Source organism: Rhodovulum sp. YNF3179, assembly GCF_050586465.1.
In the GTDB taxonomy this organism is placed as follows: domain Bacteria; phylum Pseudomonadota; class Alphaproteobacteria; order Rhodobacterales; family Rhodobacteraceae; genus CAJXYS01.
Map to the genome: position 1 here is coordinate 224,161 of NZ_JBOCEG010000006.1, position 22,760 is coordinate 246,920.

Genomic DNA, 22,760 nt, shown 5'->3' on the forward strand with positions numbered 1-22,760 from the left:
GGCAGGACTCCAGGTGCCCACAGGGAGGAGAAAAAAATGCCGAAAGATCATGGAATTGGTGCCAGTCCGACGCGCCGCGAAGATGTCCGTTTCCTGACGGGCCGAGGCAAGTATACCGATGACATCGCCCTTCATGGACAAACCTACGCGGTCTTTGCCCGCAGCCAGGTCGCCAATGGTGTCATCAAGTCCATCGACACGTCCGAGGCCGAGGCCATGCCCGGCGTGCTGGCGGTGTTCACTGGCGAGGATTTCGTCGATGTCGGCGGAAACCCGGCCGGCTGGCAAATCAACAGCCGCGACGGCCAGCCGATGAAGGAACCCAAGCGCCCCGTGCTGGCCCATGGCAAGGTGCGTCACGTGGGCGATGCCTATGCCGCCGTCATCGCCGAGACCGAGGAACAGGCCCGCGACGCCGCCGAGGCCATCGTCGCAGAGATCGACGAAGAGCCCGCCGTCGTGGATATGGGCAAGGCACTGGCCGATGGCGCGCCGCTGGTGCATGACGAGATCGGCACCAACCAGTGTTTCGACTGGGGTTGGATCGAGGACAACCGTGCCGCCACGGACGAGGCGATCAAGAACGCCCCGCATGTCACCACGCTGGAACTGGTCAACAACCGGCTGGTGCCCAACGCGATGGAACCGCGTGCCTCGACGGCCGACTACGACCCCGGCACGGGCGAGTACACGCTCTACACGACCTCACAGAACCCGCACCTGACGCGGCTGCTGATCTCGGCCTTCGTTCTGGGCATTCCTGAAAACAAGCTCAAGGTGGTGGCCCCCGACGTGGGCGGCGGCTTCGGGTCGAAGATCTATCACTACGGCGAGGAGGCATTGGTGCTGGCCGCCGCCAAGAAGATCGGGCGCCCCGTGCGCTGGACGGCAAGCCGCAGCGAAAGCTTCCTGACCGACGCCCATGGTCGTGACCACGTCACGAAAATCGAACTGGCCTGTGAAAAGGATGGCACATTCATCGCTTTCCGGACCGAGACCATGGCCAATGTCGGCGCTTACCTGTCGAACTTTTCGACCGCGACGCCGACCTTCCTGCACGGGACGCTGATGGCGGGCAACTATGCCGTGCCCAATGTCTATGTGAACGTGAAGGCGGTCTTTACCAACACGGCACCGGTCGATGCCTATCGTGGGGCCGGGCGGCCCGAGGCGACCTATTCGCTGGAGCGCGTGATCGACATGGCCGCGCGTGAGCTGGGGATCGACCCGCTGGAGATCCGGCGCAGGAACTTCGTGCAGCCCGACCAATTCCCGTTCACCAGCGCCGCCGGGCTGGAATACGATACCGGCAATTACGGCGCGCTGGTCGACAAGCTGGAAGAGATGATCGACCGCGACGGCTTCGAGGCGCGCCGCAAGGCAAGCGAGAAGAACGGCAAGCTGCGCGGCCTCGGCGTGAACACCTACATCGAGGCCTGCGGCATCGCCCCGTCCAACCTCGTAGGCGTGCTGGGGTCACGGGTCGGCCTTTACGACGCCGCGACCGTACGGGTGAATGCCACTGGCAACATCGCCGTCATGGTGGGGGCCCACAGCCACGGGCAGGGGCATGAAACCGCCTTCCCGCAGGTGGTGGCCGACATGCTGGGCATTGATGAAAACAGCGTCGAGATCGTCCATGGCGACACGTCCAAGATCCCCTTCGGAATGGGCACCTACGGGTCGCGGTCGCTGGCGGTCTGCGGCTCGGCCGTGGTGCGCGCGACCGAAAAGGTGATCAACAAGGGCAAGAAGATCGCCGCGCACATGCTGGAAGCCTCCGAGGCGGATATCGAATTCGCCGACGGCCAGTTCAGCGTGGCCGGCACGGACAAGTCGGTGGGCTTCGGCGAGGTGGCGCTCAAGGCTTATATCCCGCATGACTTCCCGCTCGAGGATCTCGAGCCGGGGCTGGAGGAAACCGCCTTCTACGATCCGGCGAACTTCACCTATCCCGCCGGCGCCTATGCCTGCGAGGTCGAGGTCGATCCCGAAACCGGCAAGGTCACGGTTTGCAGCTTTGCCGCGGCGGATGATTTCGGCAACGTGATCAACCCGATGATCGTCGAGGGCCAGGTTCATGGCGGGCTTGCCCAGGGGATCGGGCAGGCCCTGATCGAGGGCACGGTCTATGATGAGAACGGGCAGCTTCTGTCCGGCACCTACATGGATTACGCCATGCCGCGGGCCGACGACTTCCCGATGTTCAAGGTGGACCATTCCTGCCAGACACCCTGCACCCACAACCCGCTCGGGGTGAAGGGCTGCGGCGAGGCCGGGGCCATCGGGTCGCCGCCGGCGATCGTCAACGGGGTGATCGATGCGCTGCAGCGCGGCGGCATCGACGTGACCCATATCGACATGCCGCTTTCGCCGGGCCGGGTCTGGCAGGCGATCAACGGCGCACAGTAAGGAGGAGCTGACCCATGTATAACTTCGATTTGATACGGCCCTCCACGCTGGAGGAGGCGGTCAAGGCGCTGGGCCAGGACGAGGCCCAGGCGCTGGGCGGCGGCCAGACGCTGATCCCGACGCTGAAGCAGCGCCTCGCCATGCCGGAGACCCTCGTCAGCCTGTCCGGCATCGACGCGATCAAGGGGGTCTGCGTCCATGACGACGGACGCCTGTCCATCGGGGGCGGCACGACCCATGCCACCGTCGCCCGCGAGGCGGCGGCGCATTACCCGGGGCTGGCCGCGCTGGCGGCCAGTATCGGCGACCCGGCGGTCCGCGCGCGCGGCACCATCGGCGGCAGCCTGGCCAATAACGACCCCTCGGCCTGTTACCCGGCGGCGGCGCTGGGGTCCGGTGCGACCATCGTGACCAACGCGCGCGAGATCGCGGCGGACGACTATTTCCAGGGCATGTTCACGACGGCGCTCGACGACGGCGAGATCATCACCGAAGTGCGTTTCCCGGTGCCCGAGGCCGCGGCTTACCAGAAGTTCGAACAGCCGGCCTCGCGCTTCGCGCTGGTGGGGGTGTTCGTCGCCAGATACGCCGACGGCGTCCGGGTCGCTGTGACCGGGGCCAGCGAGGAAGGCGTCTTCCGCTGGTCCGAGGCCGAGGCGGCCCTGTCGTCGAATTTCGCCGCCGACGCGCTGAAGGACCTGTCAGTGCCCGCCGACGGCATGATCGGGGACCTGCACGGAACGCCGGATTACCGGGCGCATCTCGTGAAAGTGCTGACCGGCCGCGCGGTCGCGGCCGCGTCCTGAGACTCGAGTTCGGGGGCCGCCCAGGCGGCCCCCGGCTGACCGGACGGCCCGGCAGGATCGGGCTTACAACCTGCGGGCCGCCCCTTTACGGGAGAGGCCCATGCGCTTTGTGATTTCCGTTTTCCTTGCCGCGCTGCTGCTCGCGGCGCCCCCCGCCCGGGCCGCGGACCCGGTGCCGGGCCAGGACGATGCCGGGTTCGTTTCCGCCGTCGAGACCTGGCTGGAGGGCGACGAGGCCGCGGCGCTGCCGGTGCTGGCCGATCTCGCCGCCGAGGGCAACACGGCCGCGCAGATGCTGCTGGCGCTTGTTGACAAGATGCCCGAGCTGCAGGGCCCCTGGCTTTCCGACCGCTCGCGCGACGAGCGGGTGGCGCTCCTGCGGGCGCCGGGCGGCATGTCTGGCAAGAGCTGGATGCGGGCCGCGGCGGCAGAGGCGCCGCTCGCCCGGCTCTGGGTGCAGCTCTGGTCGCCGGATGCCCCGGCGTCGCTTGCGCTGGGGTTCGCGCGGGCGGGCGAGGCGCGCGCCGCCCGCGAGGCGCTCGTCTTCGCGGCCGCGCGCCAGGCCGGTGGCTTCGACGCGATCGCCGACGATCCGGACTACCCGGCCGGGATGCGCTACCTGGTCTGGAAGGACTGGCGCGCGGCCGGGCAGGGGGACCGCGTGGCCGATGACGCGGCGCGGCTGTCCCCGGGAGATCCGCAGCGGGTCGTCGCCGGGCTCGATTGGGATGCCGGCGCCTGGCCGGACGGGCACGTGCTGGCGGCCCCGCTCGAGGCGCTCTGCGCCGGGATCTGTCCCGATGCCGCGGCGGACTGTGCGCGCGCGGGGCTCGCGCGTCTCGGCGGGTACGAGGTGCTGGCCCAGCTCGGCACGCCGGCGGCGGTGCTGATCCCCCGGGCGCGCTTCCTCGACAGCGCGAAGGGGCGCGAGACGGTGCTCAGGCGGATGCTGCTGTCGGGCCGGGAGCGTCCCGCGCCGGGCGAGAGCTGTCTCGACGGGCGCCTGGCCGCCGAGGCGGCCAGGTACTGAGGGGGTTCAGGCGGGTTTTGCCGCGGTCATGCGGGCCTTGACGGGGACCGCGATCAGCATGCCCGCGATCATGGAGCCGACGAAGACGAAGCCGTCGATCCCGTTATAGGACAGCGCCGCGAGCGACGGCCCCGGGCAGAGCCCGGCCAGCCCCCAGCCGGCGCCGAACATCACCGAGCCGAGCACGAGGTTGCGCCCGACCCGCGGCTCGGGCCGCTCGGGGATCAGGTTGCCGAGGGCGGAGCGGTGGCGCCGCTCGGCGATCTGCCAGGCGATCAGCATCGGCAGGATCGCGCCGCCCATCACGAAGGCCAGCGTCGGGTCCCAGTTGCCGAACACGTCGAGCCAGCCCTGGACCTTGGCGGTGTCGGTCATGCCGGACAGCATCAGCCCGACGCCGAAGGTGCCGCCCGCGAGAGCCGCGAAGAAATTCCGCATCAGATCACCCCCAGGATGTGCTTGAAGAGCATGACGGTCACGCCGCCCGCCCCGATGTAGAAGACCGTGGCGACCATGCCGCGCAGCGAGAAGCGCGAGATTCCGCAGACGCCGTGGCCGCTGGTGCAGCCATTGGCGATGCGCGTGCCGACACCCACCAGCAGCCCCGCCGCGATCAGCACGATCCAGTTGCCGGTGAGATGGGTCTCGGGTGCGCCGACGAAGACGGCGAAGAGGGCGGGCACGAAGACGAGCCCGCCGATGAAGCTCAGCCGTTCCATCGCGGTCACGTAGCCCGAGCCGTCCACCAGCCCGCCGAGAATGCCGCTCGCGCCCATGACCCGGCCGTTGACGAGCAGGTAGATCGCGGCCGAAAGGCCAATGACCAGCCCGCCGGCCAGGCCGTAGAGCCAGTCCGTTTGAATGAAGTCCAGAATGTTCATGTCAGAGCCTGTTTACCGGAACCTTGAGGTAGGTGACGCCATTGTCCTCGGCCGGCGGCATATCGCCGGCGCGCATGTTCACCTGCAGCGACGGGATGATGAGCTTCGGCATGCCGAGGGTGGCGTCGCGTTCTGTGCGCATGCGGACGAAATCGTCCTTGGTCTTGCCCGCGCCGACATGGACGTTCTGCGCCTTCTGCTCGCCCACGGTGGATTCCCAGGCATATTCGTCGCGGCCGGGGGCCTTGTAGTCATGGCAGACGAAGATGCGCGTCTCGTCGGGCAGCGACAGGATTTTCTGCACCGAGTCGTACATCTGCTCGGCCGAGCCGCCGGGGAAGTCGCAGCGCGCGGTGCCGAAATCGGGCATGAAGATCGTGTCGCCCACGAAGGCCGCGTCGCCAATGACATAGGTCATGCAGGCGGGCGTGTGGCCCGGCGTGTGCAGCACGTCGCCGCGCATCTGCCCGATGTGGAAACTGTCGCCTTCCTCGAAGAGCGCGTCGAACTGGCTGCCGTCGCGCTGGAACTCGGTGCCGGCGTTGAAGACCTTGCCGAAGGTGTCCTGTACGATGGTGATGTTCTTGCCGATGCCCGTCTTGCCGCCCAGCTTTTCCTGCAGGTAGGGCGCGGCCGACAGGTGGTCGGCATGGACATGGGTCTCGATGATCCACTCGACCTCGAGGCCCTCGCGGGTCACGAAGTCGATGACCGCGTCGGCCGAGCGCGTGTCGGTGTGGCCGGACGCGTAGTCGAAGTCCAGAACCGAGTCTATGATCGCGCAGCTCCGGCCGGCCGGATCCTTGACGACATAGGATACGGTGTTCGTGGCCTCGTCGAAAAATGGTGTCACTTCAGGGGACATGGTCAGCCTCCTTTTCCCGTTCGCAGCCCAGATATAGCATCCAGATTATACATTGCAATATTGAGATGTGTTGCAATTCGATTGACTTCGGCGCATATGATAGCATGTTGACGCGCGTGAACAGAGAAGGAGGCGGACGATGCCGCTCGATCAAGATCCGAATTTCTCCGACGAGATGTTCGAACAGGCCAACGAGGCGGCCGCCCTGATGAAATCGCTCTCGAACCCGGGCCGTCTCATGACCCTGTGCCTGCTGATCGAGGGAGAGAAGAGCGTGGCCGAACTGGCCGACCGCCTGGGCACCAAGCAGCCGAACGTCTCGCAGCAGCTCGCACGGCTGCGCCTCGAGGGGCTGGTCGCCCCGCGCCGCGACGGCCGGACGATCTATTACTCGATCGCCGACGAGCGTGTGCGCCCGGTGCTCGAGGGCCTGCACGCGGCCTTCTGTCCCCAGCAGTGAGTTGACCTGCATCAAGGCGGGCGCCGCGCCTGCCTGCGTAGCTGGGGGCCAGGCAACAGGAGAGACACGCCCATGACCACCCCGCTGCATGTCCGCCGCGAACAGCTGGCCGCCCGCATGGCCGAGCTCGACGAGCATCTCCACGAGATCGAGGAAGAGCTGGACGCGACCCCCAACGCCGATGCCGAGGAGCGCGCCACCGAGCGCGAGGGCGACGAGGTGCTGGAAGGCATGGGGCTGTCCGGTCTTCGCGAACTGCGTATGATTCAGGCAGCCATTGCCCGAATTGACGACGGTAGCTATGGAACCTGCACCAAATGCGGTGATCCGATTTCCGAGGAGCGGCTCGATCTGATACCCTATACCCCGTTCTGCCGCAATTGTGCGCGCTGAGGGAGGGATCATGTCATTCGAAAATCTCAAGGCAAGTGTGCGCCTGCTGATGCAGGAAATGGTCAATCGACCGGACGACGCCCACATCCTGCAGGAGCAGCTGCGCGAGAAGCTGGCGGAGATGCGGGATCTTGGCCTGCCGCTGCCCGAAGACCTCGTTCAGCTTGAAAAATACCTCGAGGACGAGGAGGGCGAGGTGCCCTTCGACAACGTCCCGCTCTGATCCGGCGGTTCAGCCGTCACGATAGGGGCGCAGTTCCGCGCGGGCGACCTGTCGCCTGTGCACGGCGTCCGGCCCGTCCGCCAGGCGCAGCGTCCGCAGATGCGCCCATTGCCGCGCGAGCGGCGTGTCCTGGCTGACGCCGGCGCCGCCGAACATCTGCACGGCCGCGTCCGTGACCTTCAGCGCCATCTCGGGGGCGACGACCTTGATCTGGTGGATCCAGGGCGCGGCGGCCCTTGCATCGCCCTGGTCCATCATCCACGCGGCCTTGAGGCAGAGCAGGCGGGCCTGTTCGATCTCCATTCTCGATTGCGCGATGATGTCGTAATTGGCGCCGAGCCGGGCAAGCGGCTCTCCGAAGGCCGTGCGGTCAAGCGACCGGCGGCACATCAGTGCCAGCGCGGCCTCTGCCTGCCCGATGGCGCGCATGCAGTGATGGATTCGCCCCGGCCCGAGCCGCCCCTGCGCGATCTCGAAGCCGCGCCCCTCGCCCAGCAGCAGGTTCTCGGCCGGAACGCGCACGTCGGTGAACCGGATATGCATGTGTCCGTGCGGCGCGTCGTCATGGCCATAGACCTCCATCGCGCGCAGCTTCTCGATGCCCGGCGTGTCGGCGGGCACGACGATCATGGAATGGCGCCGGTGGCGCGGGGTATCCGCGTCGCCGGTGTGCACCATGACGATGTAGACCGCGCAGCGCGGATCGCCGGCGCCCGTCGCCCACCATTTCTCGCCGTTGAGCACGTAGGCGTCGCCGTCCCGGACGCAGGACATGGCGATATTCGTGGCGTCCGACGAGGCCACGTCCGGTTCGGTCATCAGGTAGGCCGACCGGATTTCGCCGGCCAGAAGCGGCGCGAGCCAGCGTGCCTGCATGTCGGGCGTGCCGTAGCGGGCGAAGACCTCCATGTTGCCGGTATCCGGGGCGTTGCAGTTGAAGACCTCGGGCGCGAGATGGCTCTTGCCCATCTCCTCGGCCAGGTAGGCGTATTCCACCGTGGTCAGGCCGGGGCCGCGCGCGGGGTCGGTCAGCCAGAGGTTCCAGAGCCCGCGGTCGCGGGCCGTGGCCTTGAGCCCCTCGAGGATCTCGGCCTGGCGGTCGGTATAGGCCCACCGGTCGCCCTTGGGCACCTCGGCCAGGAATTCGGCGTCCAGCGGCATGATTTCGTCCCGCACCATCGCCGCAACGCGCGCATGGAGCGGGCGCAGCCGCTCCGTCATGCCAAGGTCCATCCCGGCCTCCTCCCTCCGCTTCGGGGGGACGAAAGCAGCGCCCCCGCCGCTTGTCAATCGGCACCGGGCCGCTAGCATGGCGCCATGACCAGCGCGGCGGACCGGCTCGACCCGACCCTACTCGGCCCCTATCTCGAGGCGCGGATACCCGGTTTCCGCGGGCTTCGCGACATCGAGAAATTCGCCACCGGCCAGTCGAACCCCACCTACCGGCTGACCGCCGAGAGCGGCACCTGTGTCCTGCGTGCCAAGCCGCCGGGAAAGCTGTTGAAATCGGCCCACCAGGTGGAGCGGGAATACCGCGTCATGGCGGCGCTGGCGGGCAGCGCCGTGCCGGTGCCGCGGGTGCATCACCTCGCCACCGACGCCGAGTCGCCCATCGGCCGGGCCTTCTTCGTGATGGACGACGTCGCCGGGCGGATTTTCTGGGACCCGGCGCTGCCGGCCCAGACGCCCGAGGCGCGCGGCCGCGTCTACGACGCGATGAACGCAACGCTCGCGGCGCTCCACTCCGTCGACGTCGCGGCGGTGGGGCTGGCGGATTTCGGCAGGCCGGGCAACTACTTCGCGCGCCAGACCGCGCGGTGGGTGGCGCAATACCACGCCGCGGCGCGGGCGCCGCTGGCGGACATGCTCTGGCTGGCCGACAGGCTGCCGGACCGCCTGCCGCCGGATGACGGGCAGGTGGCCCTGGTGCATGGCGATTTCCGGATCGACAACATGATCTTCGCCCCCGACGCCCCGCGGGTCGCGGCGCTGCTGGACTGGGAGCTGTCGACGCTCGGGCACCCGCTGGCCGACCTGGCCTATCAGTGCATGCAGTGGCGGATGCCCCATGACGGCGGAATGCAGGGGCTTGGCGGCCTGGACCGTGCGGCGCTCGGACTGCCGTCGGAGGCCGACTACGTCGCGCGCTACTGCGACCGGCGCGGGATCGACGGCATCGATGACTGGCCGGTCTACCTGGGATTCGCCTTTTTCCGGCTGGCCGCGATCCTCGAGGGGGTGGTGCGGCGCGCCGCCGACGGCAACGCCTCCAATCCCGGGACCGCGCGGCGTTACGGCGCGGCGATCCCGGTCCTGGCGCGCATGGGCCGCGCCGTCCTGGAGGAGGGCGCATGAGCGGCATCTGGCGGTTCCGCCCGGCTGGCCGGGGCGACGAGATCGTCCTGCGGCTCGGGGAGGGGCGGCTCGCGGCCGAGACGGCGGACGGCGCCGCGCTCTGGACGGTGCCGCTGGCAGAGGTCGACGCGATGCGCTTCACCGACCAGCGGCTCGGGCGGAACCGCCGCATGGGGCTGGCCCTGACCGCGGGCGACGCGACCTGCCGGGTCGCCGTCGCGGGCGGCGCCGGGCCGCGGGTTGCCGATCCCGACCGTGCCCGGTTCCTCGACCTGACCCGCGCCGTGCTCGGGAGGGTGGCGCCGGAGACCCCGGTGCGCCTCGGCGAGGATCGGCGCACCCGCGTGGCGCTGCTGGTGACCGGCGGCGCGGCGATGCTGGGCGGGCTGGCGCTCGGCGGGGGGGCCGTGCTGGCGGGGCTGCCCGGCGGCCAGCTCTTCGCCCTCGGGGTGCCGGCGGGGCTGTTGGTGGTGTCGGGCGCGGCGCTTGTCGTGACGCACCAGCCCGGTGCGCGGCGCCCCGTGGTGACCGCGGCGGACCTGGCCGCCGCGCTGGGCGACCCGCCCCGGTCCGGGGAGTAGCCAGGCCGCGCGGCGCGCGCTAGCATCATGCCACGTCAAGAGGAGGGCGCCGGGTGCGCGTGAGAGGGGCACAGAGGCTTGGACCGGGCAGGGCGGCGCATGGATGAGCCGCTGGTCCTGCTGCCCGGCATGATGTGCGACGCGCGGCTCTTCGGGCCGCAGATCGCCGCGCTTTCGGCGACCACGACCTTGCACCTGGGGCGTTTCACGCGGGGCGAGACGATCGAGGACATGGCCGCCCAGGCTTTGGCCGCGGCCCCGGCGCGCTTTGCGCTGGCCGGCCATTCCATGGGCGCGATGGTCGCGATGGAGATGCTGCGCCGCGCACCCGAGCGGGTCTCGCGGCTGGCCCTGATGAACACCAGCCCGCTGGCCGAGACCCCTGCCGCCGCCGCGGCGCGCGAGCCGCAGATCGCGCGGGCGCGGGCCGGCCACCTCGAAGAGGCGCTGGGCGGGGCGATTGGCCCGGAAGGCCTGGCGCCGGGCGCGCGCCGGGCCGAGGTCATGGACCTGTTGCGCGACATGGCACGGCGGCTGGGCCCGGAGGTCTTCGTCCGGCAGGCGCGGGCGATGCAGCGCCGCCCCGACCAGCAGGCGACGCTGCGCCGTGCGAAGGTGCCCGTGCTGATCCTCTGCGGCGAGATGGAGAGCCTCTACCCGGTGGTCCGTCACGAACTGATGGCGGCGCTGGTACCGGGGGCGGAGCTGCAGGTCATCGCCGGCGCGGGGCATGCGCCGAGCCTGGAACAGCCGCGCGCCGTCACCGAGGCGCTGGCGCGATGGATGCGGCTGCGGTCGCTGGCAGGCGTGCGGCAGGCCTAGCCGGCCGCGACGGCCGCCTTGCGGCCGGAATTGGCGTCGATGAAGTCCAGCACCAGCGGCCGGATGTTGTTGCGCCAGGACTTGCCCGCGAAAATGCCGTAATGGCCGGCCTTGGGTTCGACATGGCTGGCCTTCATGCTGTCGGGCAGACCGGTCAGCAGGTCGAGCGCGGCGACGCACTGGCCGGGGGCCGAGATGTCATCCTCCGCGCCCTCGACCGTCTTGACGGCGGTGCGCGTGACCTTGCCCATATCGACCGGCTTTCCCGCGACCGTGAAGGCGTTCTGCGCGATTTCGCGTCCCTTGAAGATTCGCTCCACCGTCGAGAGGTAGAATTCCGCCGGCATGTCCATCACGGCGAGGTATTCGTCGTAGAAGGTGTTGTGGCGGTCGTGATCCCCGGCCTCGCCCTTGGCGGCGCGCAGGATCTGGTCGGTGAAGGCTCGGCTGTGGGTCTCGGCGTTCATCGACATGAAGGAGGCGAGTTGCAGAAGCCCGGGATAGACCATCCGCCCGACACCCGCGTATTTGAAGCCGACCCGCTGGATAACCATGTGCTCGAGCTGGCCCATGGTGACGCGGCGGCCGAAATCCGTGACCTCCGTCGCGTTGGCGTCGGGATCGATCGGCCCGCCGATGAGGGTCAGGGTGCGCGGCTGATCGTCGGGATACTGCTCGGCCAGGTAGGCCGTCGCGGCGAGCGTCAGCGGCGCCGGCTGGCAGATCGCGATCACATGGGTGTCGGACCCCAGTTCGCGCATGAAATCGACGAGGTAGAGCGTGTAGTCCTCGATATCGAATTTTCCAGCCGAAACAGGTATATCGCGAGCGTTGTGCCAGTCCGTCACGAAGACTTCGCAATTCGGCAGCAGGCTGAGAACGGTCTTGCGGAGCAGCGTGGCGTAATGCCCCGACATCGGCGCCACAAGCAGCACCCGCCGTTTCATCTGCTTGCGGCCGTTGACGCGGAAATGGATCAGGTCGCCGAACGGTCGTTCCATGATGGTGGCGACGTTCACGACATATTCGCGCCCGTTGGTGACCACCGTGTCGATTCCCCAGTCGGGCTTGGCCACCATGCGCGCGAAACTGCGCTCGGTGACTTCGCCCCAGGCCGCGGCGGTGGCGAACCAGGGGTTCGGGATCATGCCGATATTCGGGTAGGAGCAGAGCGCCTTGGCGGTCGCGCCGAGCCACTGGTTGGTGATGCGCGCACTCTCCATCAAGTCGTAGGTCGCCAGGTATTTCATTGTCCCTCGCCGCAGCGTCGTCGGGGCGGTGTGTTTGTATCGTCGCTTTCCCCGACCGGTTATCATCATTATAGTGCAGGTGCAGCAATTGGGGTCAATGGCGATTATGACAAGTGAATCTGAAAAGGATCTGACCAATCTCGACCGTCTGAACGAGAACATCGCCAAGATGGAAGAGTTGACCCAGCGACTCGTCGCGGCCCTGTCGCGGCGCCAGCCGCACGATCCGGGGCTGCATGGGCCGGGGCATGATCTCTACATGAAGGCGGCCGCCGCCTACATGGCCGAGATGATGTCCAACCCCGCCAAGATGCTGGAACACCAGGTCTCTTTCTGGGGCAAGTCGCTCAAGCACTGGGTCGAGGCACAGCAGGCGCTGCAGTCGGGCGATCTGCGTGCGCCCGAGGATCCGGGCCCGCATGACCGGCGCTTCAAGAGCGATCTCTGGGAAACGCACCCCTACTTCAATTTCATCAAGCAGCAGTACCTGATGTCGTCCGAGGCGATCCAGAACGCCGTGCGCGACATCGACGGGCTGGACGAGGGCGACAAGCGCCGGGTCGAGTTCTTCTCGCGCCAGATCATCGAGATGATGTCCCCGGCCAACTATCTCGGCACGAATCCCGAAGCGCTCAAGCGCGCGGTCGAGACCGAGGGCGAGTCGCTCGTCCGGGGGCTCGAGAACCTGGTGCGGGACATCGAGGCGAATGACGGCGAGCTGCTTGTCACGCTCTCGGATCCGGAAGCCTTCGAGGTCGGCACGAATCTCGCCACCAGCGAAGGCTCGGTCGTCTTCCGCAACCGCATGTTCGAGCTGATCCAGTACGCGCCCAAGACCGAAACCGTGCACCGCACGCCGCTGATCATCTTCCCGCCCTGGATCAACAAGTTCTACATCCTCGATCTGAAGGAGCGGAACAGCCTGATCAACTGGATCGTCGAGCAGGGCTTCACGCTCTACGTCGTTAGCTGGGTGAACCCGGACGCCTCCTACGGCGATGTCGGCATGGAGACCTACGTGCAGGAAGGGTTCCTGAGTGCGATCGACGAGGTCCGCAAGATCACCGGCGAGGATCAGGTCAACGTGGTGGGCTACTGCATCGGGGGCACGACCCTGGCGCTGGCGCTGGCCTACATGCAGAAGAAGGGCATCAAGTCCGTGCGCTCGGCCACCTTCTTCACAACGCTGACGGATTTCAGTGACACGGGCGAGATGGGCGTGTTCCTCGACGACGATTTCGTGGACGGGATCGAGCGCGAGGTTTCCGAGAAGGGGTATCTTCATTCCTTCTTCATGTCGCGCACCTTCTCCTATCTCCGGGCGAGCGACCTGGTCTACGGCCCGGCGATCCGATCCTACATGATGGGGGAGGCCCCGCCGGCCTTCGACCTGCTGTACTGGAACGGCGATTCGACCAACCTGCCGGGGCGGTTCGTGGTCGAATACCTGCGCAAGCTCTGCCAGGACAACGCGTTCGCCGAGGGCAAGATGGAGCTTCTGGGCGAGACCCTGAGCCTCAAGGACGTGAAACTGCCGCTCTGCGCCGTGGCCTGCGAGACCGATCACATCGCGGAATGGCGGGCCTCCTTCGACGGCATCAAGCAGATGGGCAGCCGGAACAAGTTCTTCATCCTCTCGGAATCGGGCCATATCGCGGGCATCGTGAACCCGCCGACGAAGAACAAGTACGGCCATTACACCAGCGAGGCGAAGATGGCCGAGCTCGTGCCGGAGGAGTGGCGCGCCGGGGCGGAGTTCCACGAGGGGTCCTGGTGGCCCCGCTGGAAGGCCTGGCTCGCGCGGCGGTCCGGCGCGCAGGTGCCCGCACGCCAGCCCGGCGGTCCCGACCATCCGGTTCTGGCACCGGCCCCCGGCACCTACGTGACGGCCGATCCGAACGCCTGAGCTCCTGTCCCGGACCGTCCCGGATCCCCATCGCTGCAGCGCAGAAATTTTTCTTGAAACGCTGCGCTGCAGCAGTTATGTATCCTGCAGTTGCAGAAAAGCATTCGCACCCGCAGGAGACACGACCATGGCCAAGACCACGGATTTCACCAAAGCCTTCACCGACATGATGGGCGCTTTCCCGGCCGACTTCTCGGCCATGAACGACAGCTTCAAGCACGCCGCCAGCTTCGGCGAGAAGATGTCGAAGGTCGCGCTGACCGCCGCCGAGCAGTCGGCCGACATCTCGAACAAGTGGACCAAGGACAGCCTCGCCAAGATGGCCGACCTGACCAAGGCGCAGGAAGATCCGGCCGGCTACGGCAAGGCCGCGACCGACTTCGCCTCCGCTTCGGTCGAGATGGCCGCCGAGAACATGGCCGCCTTCGCCGAGGTCGCCAAGAAGGTTCAGATGGAAAGCGTCGAGCTGATGATGGCCTCGGGCAAGGAAGCGTCCGAAGAAGCCACCGCAGCGATGAAGAAGGCCACCGCCGACGTCACCGCCGCCACCAAGAAAGCGGCGAACGCGTCGAAGGCCGCCTGATCCAGGCGCCATTGCATGGACTGCGCCCGTGTCCTCCCACACGGTCGGCAGACGGGAAAACGGGCCGCAGGGCCCGTTTTTTTGTGCCTGCAGGGAAAAATGCTGCGCTGCAGAAAAAATACTTGAAATGCTGCGGCGCAGCATTTATCTAGGGGTCAGACGCCGGGACACCGGCATGAAGACGACCCAGGAGAGACAGAGATGACCAAGACGCAAGACTTCACCAAGACCTTCACCGACATGATGGACGCCTTCCCGGGCGACATGACCGCCATGAACGACATGTTCCGCAACACCGCCCAGTTCAGCGAGAAGATGTCCAAGATCGCGCTCACCGCCGCCGAGCAGTCGGCCGAGATCTCGAACAAGTGGACCAAGGACACCCTGTCCAAGATGTCCGAGGTGACCAAGGCCCAGGAAGAGCCGGCCGACTACAGCAAGGTCGCGACCGACATCGCGTCTTCCTCGGTCGAAACCGCTTCCGAGAACATGGCCGCCTTCGCCGAGATCGCCAAGCGCGTCCAGATGGAAACCATCGAGCTGATGCTGGCCGCCGGCAAGGACGCCACCGAAGAGGTGACGGCCACCGCGCAGAAAACGACCCGCGCGGCCACCAAGAAGGCCAGCTAAGCGCATTTCCAACGGTATCGCCGGCCCCCTCCCAGCCGGCGATCCACTCTGGGGCAGGCCGCGCGCCTGCCCTTTCTTTTTGCAATCGGCTGGCCTAGGATCGCTGCGCTGCAACATCAGAGGCCGTCATGACCGATACCGAGTCGCCGCTGCTCATCAAGCGTTACGCCAGCCGCCGCCTCTACAACACCGAGACGAGCGATTACGTCACCCTCGAGGATATCGCGCGGTTCATCCGCGACGGCCGCGAGGTGCAGATCGTCGATCTGAAGACCGGGGACGACCTGACCCGGCAGTATCTGCTGCAGATCATCGCCGAACATGAAAGCCGGGGCGACCATGTGCTGCCGGTCAACGTGCTGACGGACCTCGTCCGATCCTACACCAGCCAGGCCCAGAGCATCGTGCCCCAGTTCCTCGCCGGCTCTTTCGACATGCTGCGCGAGAGCCAGGAACAAATGATGGAGAACTTCAAGTCGATACCGAATCCCATGTCCTCGGCGATGGGCGGTTTCGAAGAGATGCAGCGCCGCCAGCAGGAATTCCTGTCGAACATGCTGGGCGGCTTCGGCCCGACCGCCGGCGGCACCGGCCCCGCATCCGAGGACAGCGCGGCCGGCGACAAGCGCAAGGACGACGATCTCGACGAGATCAAGAAGCAGCTGGCCGAACTGCAGTCCAAGCTTGCCGATCTCAAGAAATAGGCGCCGGGCGGGCGCTGCCCGCGCGGCTCAGACGTTGAGGAGCAGGTGCTCGCGTTCCCAGGGGCTGATGACCTGCAGGAACTCGGCGTATTCGGTTTCCTTGACGATGCGGTAGACGCGGCAGAACTCCTCGCCCAGAACGCCCTGGAGCGCCTCGGCCTCGGAGAAGAGCGCGAGCGCATCGCCGAGCCCGCGCGGGATGTTCTCGTCGCCGCTATAGGCGTCGCCCCGGAGTTCGGCCTCGGGCGGGCGTTCCTCGACCAGGCCCAGATAGCCGCAGGCCAGGCTGGCCGCGATGCCGAGATAGGGATTGCAGTCCATGCCGGCCAGGCGGTTCTCGACCCGGCGCCCGTCGGGGTCAGAGATCGGCACGCGAATCCCCGTGGTGCGGTTGTCGCGCCCCCATTCCAGGTTGATCGGCGCGGCGAAATCCGGGACGTAGCGGCGGTAGGAATTCACGTAGGGCGCCAGGATCGCGATCACCGAGGGCAGGTGGGCCTGCAGCCCGCCGATGAAATGGGCGAAGGCCGGGGTCTCTTCGCCGGCCTCGTCGCTGAAGATGTTGCGCCCCGTGGCGATCTCGGTGACCGAATGGTGAACATGCATCGCCGAGCCCGGCTCGTCCTGGATCGGCTTGGCCATGAAGGTCGCATAGCAGTCGTGGCGCAGCGCCGCCTCGCGGATCAGCCGCTTGAAGTAGAAGATCTCGTCGGCGAGCTTCACCGGATCGCCGTGGCGAAGATTGATTTCCACCTGCCCGGCGCCGCCTTCCTGGGTGATGCCGTCGATCTCGAGCCCCTGCGCCTCGGCGAAGTCGTAGATGTCGTCGATCACGGGGCCGTATTCGTCCACCGCGCTCAGCGAATAGGCCTGGCGCGCGGCGGCCCGGCGCCCCGACCGCCCCATCGGCGGCTCGATCGCCTTGGCCGGATCGGTGTTCTTGGCCACGAGGAAGAATTCCATCTCGGGCGCGACCACGGGTTTCCACCCGCGATGACGATAGAGATCGACCACCCGCTTGAGCACGTTGCGCGGCGCCACCGGGATCGGATTGCCGGCGCGGTCGGAAATGTCGTGGATGATCTGCAGCGTGATGTCCGCGGTCCAGGGCGCCGCGGTGGCGGTCGTGTAGTCGGGCGTCAGCGTCATGTCGGGCTCGGTGAAGCCCTGTTCGCCGGCGGCTTCCGCCCAGTCGCCGGTGATGGTCTGGTAGAAGATCGAATCCGGCAGGTGGAACCGCGTGGATTTCGCGAATTTCGAAGCCGGCATCGCCTTGCCCCGCGCGACCCCGGCGAGATCGGCGACCACGCATTCGATCTCGTCGACACGCCGGCCGGCGACATAGGCCTTAGCGGCCTCGGGCAGTTTTTCGTACAGGTCGTCGAGGGACATGGCTTCGGCCTCAGCTGCGGGGGCGTTTGAAGAATTCGGCGAAACGGTCTGCGATCGCGGCGGCGTCGGTCGGCTGGCCTAGGGCCGCGCGCGCCGCGTCGAGGCGGTCGTCGGGCACCAGGCCGCGGCCGCGATGCGCGATCAGCCCGTCGAGGAAGGCGTCGGTGAATTCGGGATGGGCCTGCACCGTCAGCGCCCGGTCGTCCCAGGCCAGCGCGGCGTTCTCGCAGAAATCCGAGGTCGCCAGCAGCGTGGCGCCCGGCGGCCGGGTCACCACCTGGTCCTGGTGCCAGGCATTGAGCGCCAACGTGCCGTCATCGGCGAAGCGATAGCTGTGATGGCCGACGGCCCAGCCGCCGTCGAACTTCTCCACCCGGCCGCCGAGCGCCTGGGCGATGATCTGGTGGCCGAAGCAGACACCCACCATCGGCACGCCGGTCTCGAAGGCGGCGCGGATGAATTCCTCGAGCGGCGCGATCCACGGCAGATCCTCGTAGGCGCCGTGCCGGGAGCCGGTGATCAGCCAGCCATCCGCGTCGTGGACGCTGTCGGGGAATTCCATGTCGACCACGGCCCAGGCGGCGAAGTCGAAGCCGTACCCGTCGAGAAGCCTCTCGTAGAGCTCCGGGTAGTCGCCATATGTCGGGAGCAGCTCGGGCGGCAGGTGTCCGGTCTGCAGGATTCCGATTTTCATGAATGTCTCGTAGGTATGTGTGCCCGGATGCTACCAGCCCCGGAACAGCGCCCGCAAGACCCGGCGCTCAGACCGAGTCGAGATAGCTGGCGAACTCGAAATCGGTCCAGCGCTCTTCGAAGCGGCGCAGCTCCTGGCGCTTGCAGCGCACCAGGTTGGAAACCAGCGTCTGCGGGAAGATCCGCGCGATCAGCGGGCTCTGCTCGAAAAGCTCGATCGCCTCGCGCCAGCTGAAGGGCAGCCGGTCGAAATCCTGGTCGTAGGCGTTGCCCGTCATCGGGGGCGGCGGGTCGGTGGCGTCCTCGATCCCGGCAAGCGCGGCGCCCAGCACGCCGGCCAGCACGAGATAGGGGTTCGTGTCGCCGCCGGCGACCCGGTGCTCGATCCGGCGCGCGGCGTTGGCGCCGCCGGGGATGCGGATCGCCGCCGTGCGGTTCTCGTAGCCCCAGCAGACCTGGGTCGGCGCGTGGGAATGCGGCTCCACCCGGCGGTAGGAGTTCATGTGCGGCGCGAAGAGCAGCGTCTGGTCGCGCATCGCCGCCAGGCAGCCCGACACCGCGTGGCGCAGCGTGTCGGAGCCCTTCGGCGTGCCGTCGTCGAAGATGTTGTTGCCGTCGCTGTCGAGCACCGAGAAATGCATGTGCAGCCCGTTGCCCGCATGGTCCGTATAGGGCTTGGCCATGAAGGTCGCGGCCATCTCGTGCTTGCGCGCCAGCCCCTTCACGGCGAGCTTGAAGAGCCAGGCATCGTCGGCGGCCTTCATCGCGTCGGCCTCGTGGGAGAGGTTGATCTCGAACTGGCCGAGCCCGCTTTCGGAAATCGCCGAGTCGGCGGGAATGTCCATCGCCGCGCAGGCCTCGTAAAGCTCGGTGAAGAAGGCGTCGAAGACGTCGAGCCCGTTCAGCGACAGCACCTCGCGTGCCTGCATCTGGCGGCCCGAATAGGGGTTGATCGGTGGCTCGGGCCGGCTGGAGCCGTCATCGACCAGGTAGAATTCCAGCTCCGTCGCCACGACGGGTGTCCAGCCGCGCGCGGCGTAGCGGTCCAGCACCATCCGCAACGCCCGGCGCGGGTCGCCGGCGAAGGGGGCGCCGCCTTCTTCGAACATCCACATCGGCAGCAGCGCCGAGGGCGCGCCCAGCCAGGGCGTGGGCACCAGCCCGCGTTCCGTGGGCCGCAGCACCCCGTCGGCATCCCCCGAGGCGAAAACAAGCGGGCTGTCCTCGATATCGTCGCCCCAGATATCCACGTTGAGCGCCGAGAGCGGCATCCGTGCGCCGTCGCGCAGCGCCTTGCGGCCGTTCGCGACCGGCAGGCGCTTGCCGCGCGACTGTCCGTTGACGTCGGCCACGACGACCCGGATCGTCTTGATCTCGGGGTGACGGTCCAGCCAGTTTTCCTGTTCGGTGACCATGGAACCTCAGCGGATGTATTGCGGGCGGATGCGCAGGCGCCGCCGCGCGGCCTGCGGCAGGTGGCGGTTGAGCCGCCGGTTGATCAGCCCGAAAAGCGCGATGATGCAGAGCGTCAACAGGATGAAATACCCCGCTAGGATCGGGTAGGGGACGAAGGGGTTGAAGGTCTTGTCGGCGAAATAATTGGCATAGTAGAGCGCGTCGCCCTTCTGCTGCAGCGCCGGGAAGCTCGAGAAATAGACCAGCGTGGTCGCGTGGAACAGGAAGATCGCCTCGTTGGTATAGGCCGGCCAGGCCAGCCGCAGCATGGTCGGCCAGACGATCCGGCGGAACCTCGACCAGCCCGAGAGCCCGTAGGCGTCCGCCGCCTCTACGTCGCCCTTGGGGATCGAGCGCAGCGCGCCGTAGAAGATCTCGCCGGAATAGGCGGCGGTGTTGAGAAAGAGCACGATCAGCGCGCCGAGCCAGGCCGCGGTGAAGGATTCGAAGATCGCGAATTGCGACTTGAGCGTCAGGAAGAGCGCATAGGCGAAAAAGAACTGGATGAAGAGCGGCGAGCCGCGGAAGACGAAGATGAACCATTCCGAGCTCTTGCGCACCAGCCGGTTCGGCGCCCCCTTGCCGACCGCCACCGCGATGGCGAGGAAGAACCCGAAGAACAGCGCCAGAGCGCCGAAATAGACGTTCCAGATCAGTCCCGATCCGATCAGCGTGAAATGCTCGCAGAGCGTGTAGCCCTCGCGCGGGAGCAGCCGCTCGCCGATCCCGACCGAGCGCAGCCCGTAGTCCTGGACCGTCTCCCAGCAGCTCATGCGCCCGCCTTTCGCAGCGCCTCGCCCCCGGTGGTGGCCTGACCGCGGTTGAGCCGGACCGTCAGCCGCTCGAGCAGGATCTCCGAGATGCGCGTGAGCCCGAGGTAGAACACCAGCAGCGCCAGGAAGTACCAGGCGCGCCAGTCGCCATGCGGGTAGTCGGTGAAGCGCGGGTTGGCGGTGCCGCCCAGTTCGCGGGCCCAGTAGACGATGTCCTCCACGCCGAGAAGGAACAGCAGCGGCGTGGCCTTCGTCAGCACCATCCAGAGGTTCGACAGGCCCGGCAGCGCGTAGACCCACATCTGCGGGACCAGGATGCGCCAGAAGGTCTGGCGGTGCGACATGCCGTAGGCCTCGGCGGTTTCCAGCTGGGCGCGCGGCACGGCGCGCATGGCGCCGAAGAGCACATTGGCGGCGAAGGCGCCGAAGACGATGGCGAAGGTCAGCGCGGCCAGGAAGAAGCCGTAGGTTTCATGGATCCATTGCGGCGCGTTGCCCAGCGGCAGCTTGGCCGCCTGGCAGACCACGAAATCGTTGCCCTGCCGGATGGGCTCGTCCCAGTCGGGGCACTTGATCTTGTGGCGGATCCACTCGAAGGCCTGGTCGAGCGCGATGACGAAGAACAGGAAAAACGCGATGTCCGGCACGCCCCGGACCACCGCGATATAGCCCTTGCCGATCCAGCTGACCGGCCAGATGCGCGAGCGCGCCGCCATCGCGCCGCCGAAGCCGAACATCAGCGCCGCCGGCGCGGTGAGCGCCAGCAGCACCAGCACGATCACGACCGACACGTAGAGGTTCGCATGCTTGCCCGTGGTCAGGTAGCAGGCGAACCAGCGGACCGTGTCGAGCGTGTCGGGATCTGTGCAGAAGCTGAATATGGCGGGTCACTCCCCGGCAGGCGGGCGGGCCGGGGTCCCGTCCAGACTGTTCGGACGGGGCCCCGGCGAAATCAGGATCAGCAAGCCGGCCAGGTGCTGCTGACTTCCCACTTCTCGATCAGCGTGTTGAGGCTGCCGTCGCACTTCATTTCCTCGATCACGGCGTCGAAGGTGGCGCGCAGCTCCTGGTCGCTCTCGCGGATGCCCATGCCGACGCCGCCGCCGAGCGGCACGTCCGGGCCGACGAACATCAGCTCGGCTTCCTCTGCGGCGATCGGGGACAGGTAGGACTTGTCGGCCAGCACCGCGTCGGCCTCGCCGTTCTTGACCGCGGCCACGGTTTCCTCGGGCGTGGCGTATTCCACCAGCGTGGCGCCCGTCTCGGACACGTAGCCGGCCTGGATCGTGCCGGTCTGCGCCGCGATCACCCCGTTGGAGAGGTCGATGCCCTCGGACATGCCGAGATAGGCCGACGGATCGGGCGGGGTGTAGGCCTGGGTGAAGTCGATCACCTCGTCACGCTCGTCGGTGATCGACATGCCGGCGATGATGGCGTCGTAGTTGCCCGAGACCAGGTTCGGGATGATCGAGTCCCAGTCATTGGTGACCCACTCGCAGTTCAGCGCGGCGCGCGCGCAGAGCTCGTCGCCCAGGTCGCGCTCGAAGCCGTCGATCTCGCCGTCGTCGTTGATGAAGTTCCAGGGGGCATAGGCGCCCTCGGTGCCAAGGCGCACCACGTCCTGGGCCAGTGCCGTGCCGGCCGACAATGCCAGCACGGTGGTGGATAGGATGAGTGTCTTCATTGGATATCTCCCTTTTTGCTTGAAGATCGGGCTGGCCGTCAGTGGGCCATTGTCGAACTGAGAAACTGGCGCAGCCGCTCCGATTTCGGCGACCCGAAGAGGGTCTCGGGCGGTCCCTCTTCCTCGATCAGTCCCTGGTGGAGGAACACGACGTAGTCGGACACATCACGCGCCATGCGCATGTCGTGGGTGACGATCATCATGGTGCGGCCCTCTGCGGCCAGGTCCTTGATGACGCGGACCACTTCCTGTTCCAGCTCGGGGTCGAGCGCCGAGGTGGGTTCGTCGAACAGAAGCGCCGCGGGCTCCATCGCCAGCGCGCGCGCGATCGCCGCGCGCTGCTGCTGCCCGCCCGAGAGCTGTGCCGGGAAGGCATCGGCCTTGTCGCCGATGCCGACCTTTTCGAGGTAGCCGCGTGCCGCCTGCGCCACCTCGGCCTTGTCGCGGCCGAGGACGGTGACCGGGGCCTCCATCACGTTCTGCAGGATGGTCATGTGGGACCACAGGTTGAACTGCTGGAAGACCATGCTGAGATTGGTGCGGATGCGCAGCACCTGCTTGCCGTCGGCCGGGTGGCGGTCATGGCCCGTCCCGCGCCATTTCACCGGTTCGCCGTCGAAGAGGATCTCGCCGGACTGGCTATCTTCCAGCAGGTTGGCGCAGCGCAGGAGCGTGGATTTCCCGGATCCCGAGGAGCCGATCAGCGACACCACGTCGCCGCGATGCGCGACGACGTCGACACCCTTGAGCACCTCCAGTTGGCCATAGGCCTTGTGGAGCTCGCGGATCTCGATGACGGGTGTGTCTTCTGTCCTGTCCTGCACGCGTTTGGCCGGCACTCTTCCACCTTGTGTCTGGCCCC

General features: G+C 67.3%; 25 protein-coding genes. 13 read left to right on the forward strand and 12 right to left on the reverse strand.

The features are described 5' to 3' along the window. The first annotated feature begins 36 nt into the window (after nt 1-36). The 3 genes from ACQ5SP_RS12760 to ACQ5SP_RS12770 all read left to right on the forward strand — a co-directional run bounded on the left by ACQ5SP_RS12760 (nt 37) and on the right by ACQ5SP_RS12770 (nt 4,248). Entirely contained in the window at nt 37-2,412 is a 2,376-nt protein-coding gene (locus tag ACQ5SP_RS12760; RefSeq protein WP_430938766.1) for a xanthine dehydrogenase family protein molybdopterin-binding subunit, read from the forward strand. Between the two features lie 14 nt (nt 2,413-2,426). After that, the gene (locus ACQ5SP_RS12765) at nt 2,427-3,218 is read left to right on the forward strand and encodes an FAD binding domain-containing protein (protein ID WP_430938767.1); all 792 of its coding nucleotides are present in this window, start codon (nt 2,427-2,429) and stop codon (nt 3,216-3,218) included. Between the two features lie 100 nt (nt 3,219-3,318). Next, nucleotides 3,319-4,248: a hypothetical protein gene (locus ACQ5SP_RS12770; protein ID WP_430938768.1), complete on the forward strand. Its 930-nt coding sequence runs from the start codon at nt 3,319-3,321 to the stop codon at nt 4,246-4,248. A 6-nt stretch (nt 4,249-4,254) separates the two neighbouring features. Here the strand turns inward: ACQ5SP_RS12770 and ACQ5SP_RS12775 are convergent, their stop codons facing one another. The 3 genes from ACQ5SP_RS12775 to ACQ5SP_RS12785 are packed head-to-tail and all read right to left on the reverse strand — an operon-like array spanning nt 4,255 to nt 5,994. Next, nucleotides 4,255-4,686 (reverse strand): DUF6691 family protein, encoded by a 432-nt coding sequence (locus ACQ5SP_RS12775; protein ID WP_430938769.1) that lies wholly within the window; start codon nt 4,684-4,686, stop codon nt 4,255-4,257. Then, nucleotides 4,686-5,111 (reverse strand): YeeE/YedE family protein, encoded by a 426-nt coding sequence (locus tag ACQ5SP_RS12780; protein WP_430938836.1) that lies wholly within the window; start codon nt 5,109-5,111, stop codon nt 4,686-4,688. The genes ACQ5SP_RS12775 and ACQ5SP_RS12780 overlap by 1 nt, the downstream gene beginning before the upstream one ends. Nucleotides 5,112-5,130: 19 nt before the next feature. Continuing rightward, nucleotides 5,131-5,994 carry an MBL fold metallo-hydrolase gene (locus tag ACQ5SP_RS12785; protein WP_430938770.1) on the reverse strand — a complete coding sequence of 288 codons (864 nt, stop codon included), beginning with the start codon at nt 5,992-5,994 and terminating at the stop codon, nt 5,131-5,133. A 139-nt stretch (nt 5,995-6,133) separates the two neighbouring features. Here ACQ5SP_RS12785 and ACQ5SP_RS12790 point away from each other — a divergent pair, with 139 nt between their 5' ends. The 3 genes from ACQ5SP_RS12790 to ACQ5SP_RS12800 all read left to right on the forward strand — a co-directional run bounded on the left by ACQ5SP_RS12790 (nt 6,134) and on the right by ACQ5SP_RS12800 (nt 7,070). Beyond that, the gene (locus ACQ5SP_RS12790; RefSeq protein ID WP_430938771.1) at nt 6,134-6,454 is read left to right on the forward strand and encodes an ArsR/SmtB family transcription factor; all 321 of its coding nucleotides are present in this window, start codon (nt 6,134-6,136) and stop codon (nt 6,452-6,454) included. A gap of 72 nt (nt 6,455-6,526) precedes the next feature. Then, a complete protein-coding gene (locus tag ACQ5SP_RS12795; protein WP_430938772.1) occupies nt 6,527-6,847 on the forward strand; it encodes a TraR/DksA family transcriptional regulator in 321 nt (106 codons plus the stop codon). A 10-nt stretch (nt 6,848-6,857) separates the two neighbouring features. Next, on the forward strand, nt 6,858-7,070 hold the full coding sequence (locus ACQ5SP_RS12800; RefSeq protein WP_430938773.1) for a hypothetical protein: 213 nt from the start codon (nt 6,858-6,860) through the stop codon (nt 7,068-7,070). A gap of 9 nt (nt 7,071-7,079) precedes the next feature. Here ACQ5SP_RS12800 and ACQ5SP_RS12805 read toward each other — a convergent pair whose 3' ends face one another. After that, nucleotides 7,080-8,303 carry an acyl-CoA dehydrogenase family protein gene (locus ACQ5SP_RS12805; protein WP_430938774.1) on the reverse strand — a complete coding sequence of 408 codons (1,224 nt, stop codon included), beginning with the start codon at nt 8,301-8,303 and terminating at the stop codon, nt 7,080-7,082. An 84-nt stretch (nt 8,304-8,387) separates the two neighbouring features. Here ACQ5SP_RS12805 and ACQ5SP_RS12810 point away from each other — a divergent pair, with 84 nt between their 5' ends. The 3 genes from ACQ5SP_RS12810 (at nt 8,388) to ACQ5SP_RS12820 (ending at nt 10,828) form a co-directional block, all read left to right on the forward strand. Beyond that, nucleotides 8,388-9,425: a phosphotransferase family protein gene (locus ACQ5SP_RS12810; RefSeq protein ID WP_430938775.1), complete on the forward strand. Its 1,038-nt coding sequence runs from the start codon at nt 8,388-8,390 to the stop codon at nt 9,423-9,425. Beyond that, nucleotides 9,422-10,006 carry a hypothetical protein gene (locus ACQ5SP_RS12815; RefSeq protein WP_430938776.1) on the forward strand — a complete coding sequence of 195 codons (585 nt, stop codon included), beginning with the start codon at nt 9,422-9,424 and terminating at the stop codon, nt 10,004-10,006. The genes ACQ5SP_RS12810 and ACQ5SP_RS12815 overlap by 4 nt, the downstream gene beginning before the upstream one ends. A gap of 99 nt (nt 10,007-10,105) precedes the next feature. Further along, entirely contained in the window at nt 10,106-10,828 is a 723-nt protein-coding gene (locus ACQ5SP_RS12820; RefSeq protein ID WP_430938777.1) for an alpha/beta fold hydrolase, read from the forward strand. Here ACQ5SP_RS12820 and phaZ read toward each other — a convergent pair. Beyond that, complete coding sequence (phaZ, locus tag ACQ5SP_RS12825) at nt 10,825-12,078, reverse strand: polyhydroxyalkanoate depolymerase (RefSeq protein WP_430938778.1); 1,254 nt, start codon at nt 12,076-12,078, stop codon at nt 10,825-10,827. The two genes, ACQ5SP_RS12820 and phaZ, sit on opposite strands and share 4 nt — an antisense overlap. A 106-nt stretch (nt 12,079-12,184) precedes the next feature. Between phaZ and phaC the strand changes: the two genes are divergently transcribed. From phaC to phaR, 4 genes are all read left to right on the forward strand, one after another. Then, nucleotides 12,185-13,984: a class I poly(R)-hydroxyalkanoic acid synthase gene (phaC, locus tag ACQ5SP_RS12830; protein WP_430938779.1), complete on the forward strand. Its 1,800-nt coding sequence runs from the start codon at nt 12,185-12,187 to the stop codon at nt 13,982-13,984. Between the two features lie 127 nt (nt 13,985-14,111). After that, nucleotides 14,112-14,567, forward strand: coding sequence for a phasin, PhaP (locus tag ACQ5SP_RS12835; RefSeq protein ID WP_430938780.1), 456 nt, complete (start codon nt 14,112-14,114; stop codon nt 14,565-14,567). Nucleotides 14,568-14,768: 201 nt separating this feature from the next. After that, nucleotides 14,769-15,197, forward strand: coding sequence for a phasin family protein (locus ACQ5SP_RS12840; protein ID WP_430938781.1), 429 nt, complete (start codon nt 14,769-14,771; stop codon nt 15,195-15,197). A gap of 128 nt (nt 15,198-15,325) precedes the next feature. Continuing rightward, nucleotides 15,326-15,901 (forward strand): polyhydroxyalkanoate synthesis repressor PhaR, encoded by a 576-nt coding sequence (phaR, locus tag ACQ5SP_RS12845; RefSeq protein WP_430938782.1) that lies wholly within the window; start codon nt 15,326-15,328, stop codon nt 15,899-15,901. A 27-nt stretch (nt 15,902-15,928) separates the two neighbouring features. On the opposite strand, the gene ACQ5SP_RS12850 is transcribed toward phaR, so the two are convergent. The 7 genes from ACQ5SP_RS12850 to ACQ5SP_RS12880 form a co-directional block, all read right to left on the reverse strand. Continuing rightward, nucleotides 15,929-17,293, reverse strand: coding sequence for a glutamine synthetase family protein (locus tag ACQ5SP_RS12850; protein WP_430938783.1), 1,365 nt, complete (start codon nt 17,291-17,293; stop codon nt 15,929-15,931). 10 nt (nt 17,294-17,303) lie between these two features. Further along, on the reverse strand, nt 17,304-17,987 hold the full coding sequence (locus ACQ5SP_RS12855) for a type 1 glutamine amidotransferase (RefSeq protein WP_430938784.1): 684 nt from the start codon (nt 17,985-17,987) through the stop codon (nt 17,304-17,306). 67 nt (nt 17,988-18,054) lie between these two features. After that, on the reverse strand, nt 18,055-19,401 hold the full coding sequence (locus tag ACQ5SP_RS12860) for a glutamine synthetase family protein (RefSeq protein ID WP_430938785.1): 1,347 nt from the start codon (nt 19,399-19,401) through the stop codon (nt 18,055-18,057). 6 nt (nt 19,402-19,407) lie between these two features. Next, the gene (locus tag ACQ5SP_RS12865; protein ID WP_430938786.1) at nt 19,408-20,214 is read right to left on the reverse strand and encodes an ABC transporter permease; all 807 of its coding nucleotides are present in this window, start codon (nt 20,212-20,214) and stop codon (nt 19,408-19,410) included. Beyond that, the gene (locus ACQ5SP_RS12870) at nt 20,211-21,095 is read right to left on the reverse strand and encodes an ABC transporter permease (protein ID WP_430938837.1); all 885 of its coding nucleotides are present in this window, start codon (nt 21,093-21,095) and stop codon (nt 20,211-20,213) included. The genes ACQ5SP_RS12865 and ACQ5SP_RS12870 overlap by 4 nt, the downstream gene beginning before the upstream one ends. Nucleotides 21,096-21,172: 77 nt before the next feature. Then, a complete protein-coding gene (locus ACQ5SP_RS12875; protein WP_430938787.1) occupies nt 21,173-21,898 on the reverse strand; it encodes a transporter substrate-binding domain-containing protein in 726 nt (241 codons plus the stop codon). A gap of 38 nt (nt 21,899-21,936) precedes the next feature. Continuing rightward, a complete protein-coding gene (locus tag ACQ5SP_RS12880) occupies nt 21,937-22,737 on the reverse strand; it encodes an ABC transporter ATP-binding protein (protein ID WP_430938788.1) in 801 nt (266 codons plus the stop codon). Nucleotides 22,738-22,760: the final 23 nt, after the last annotated feature.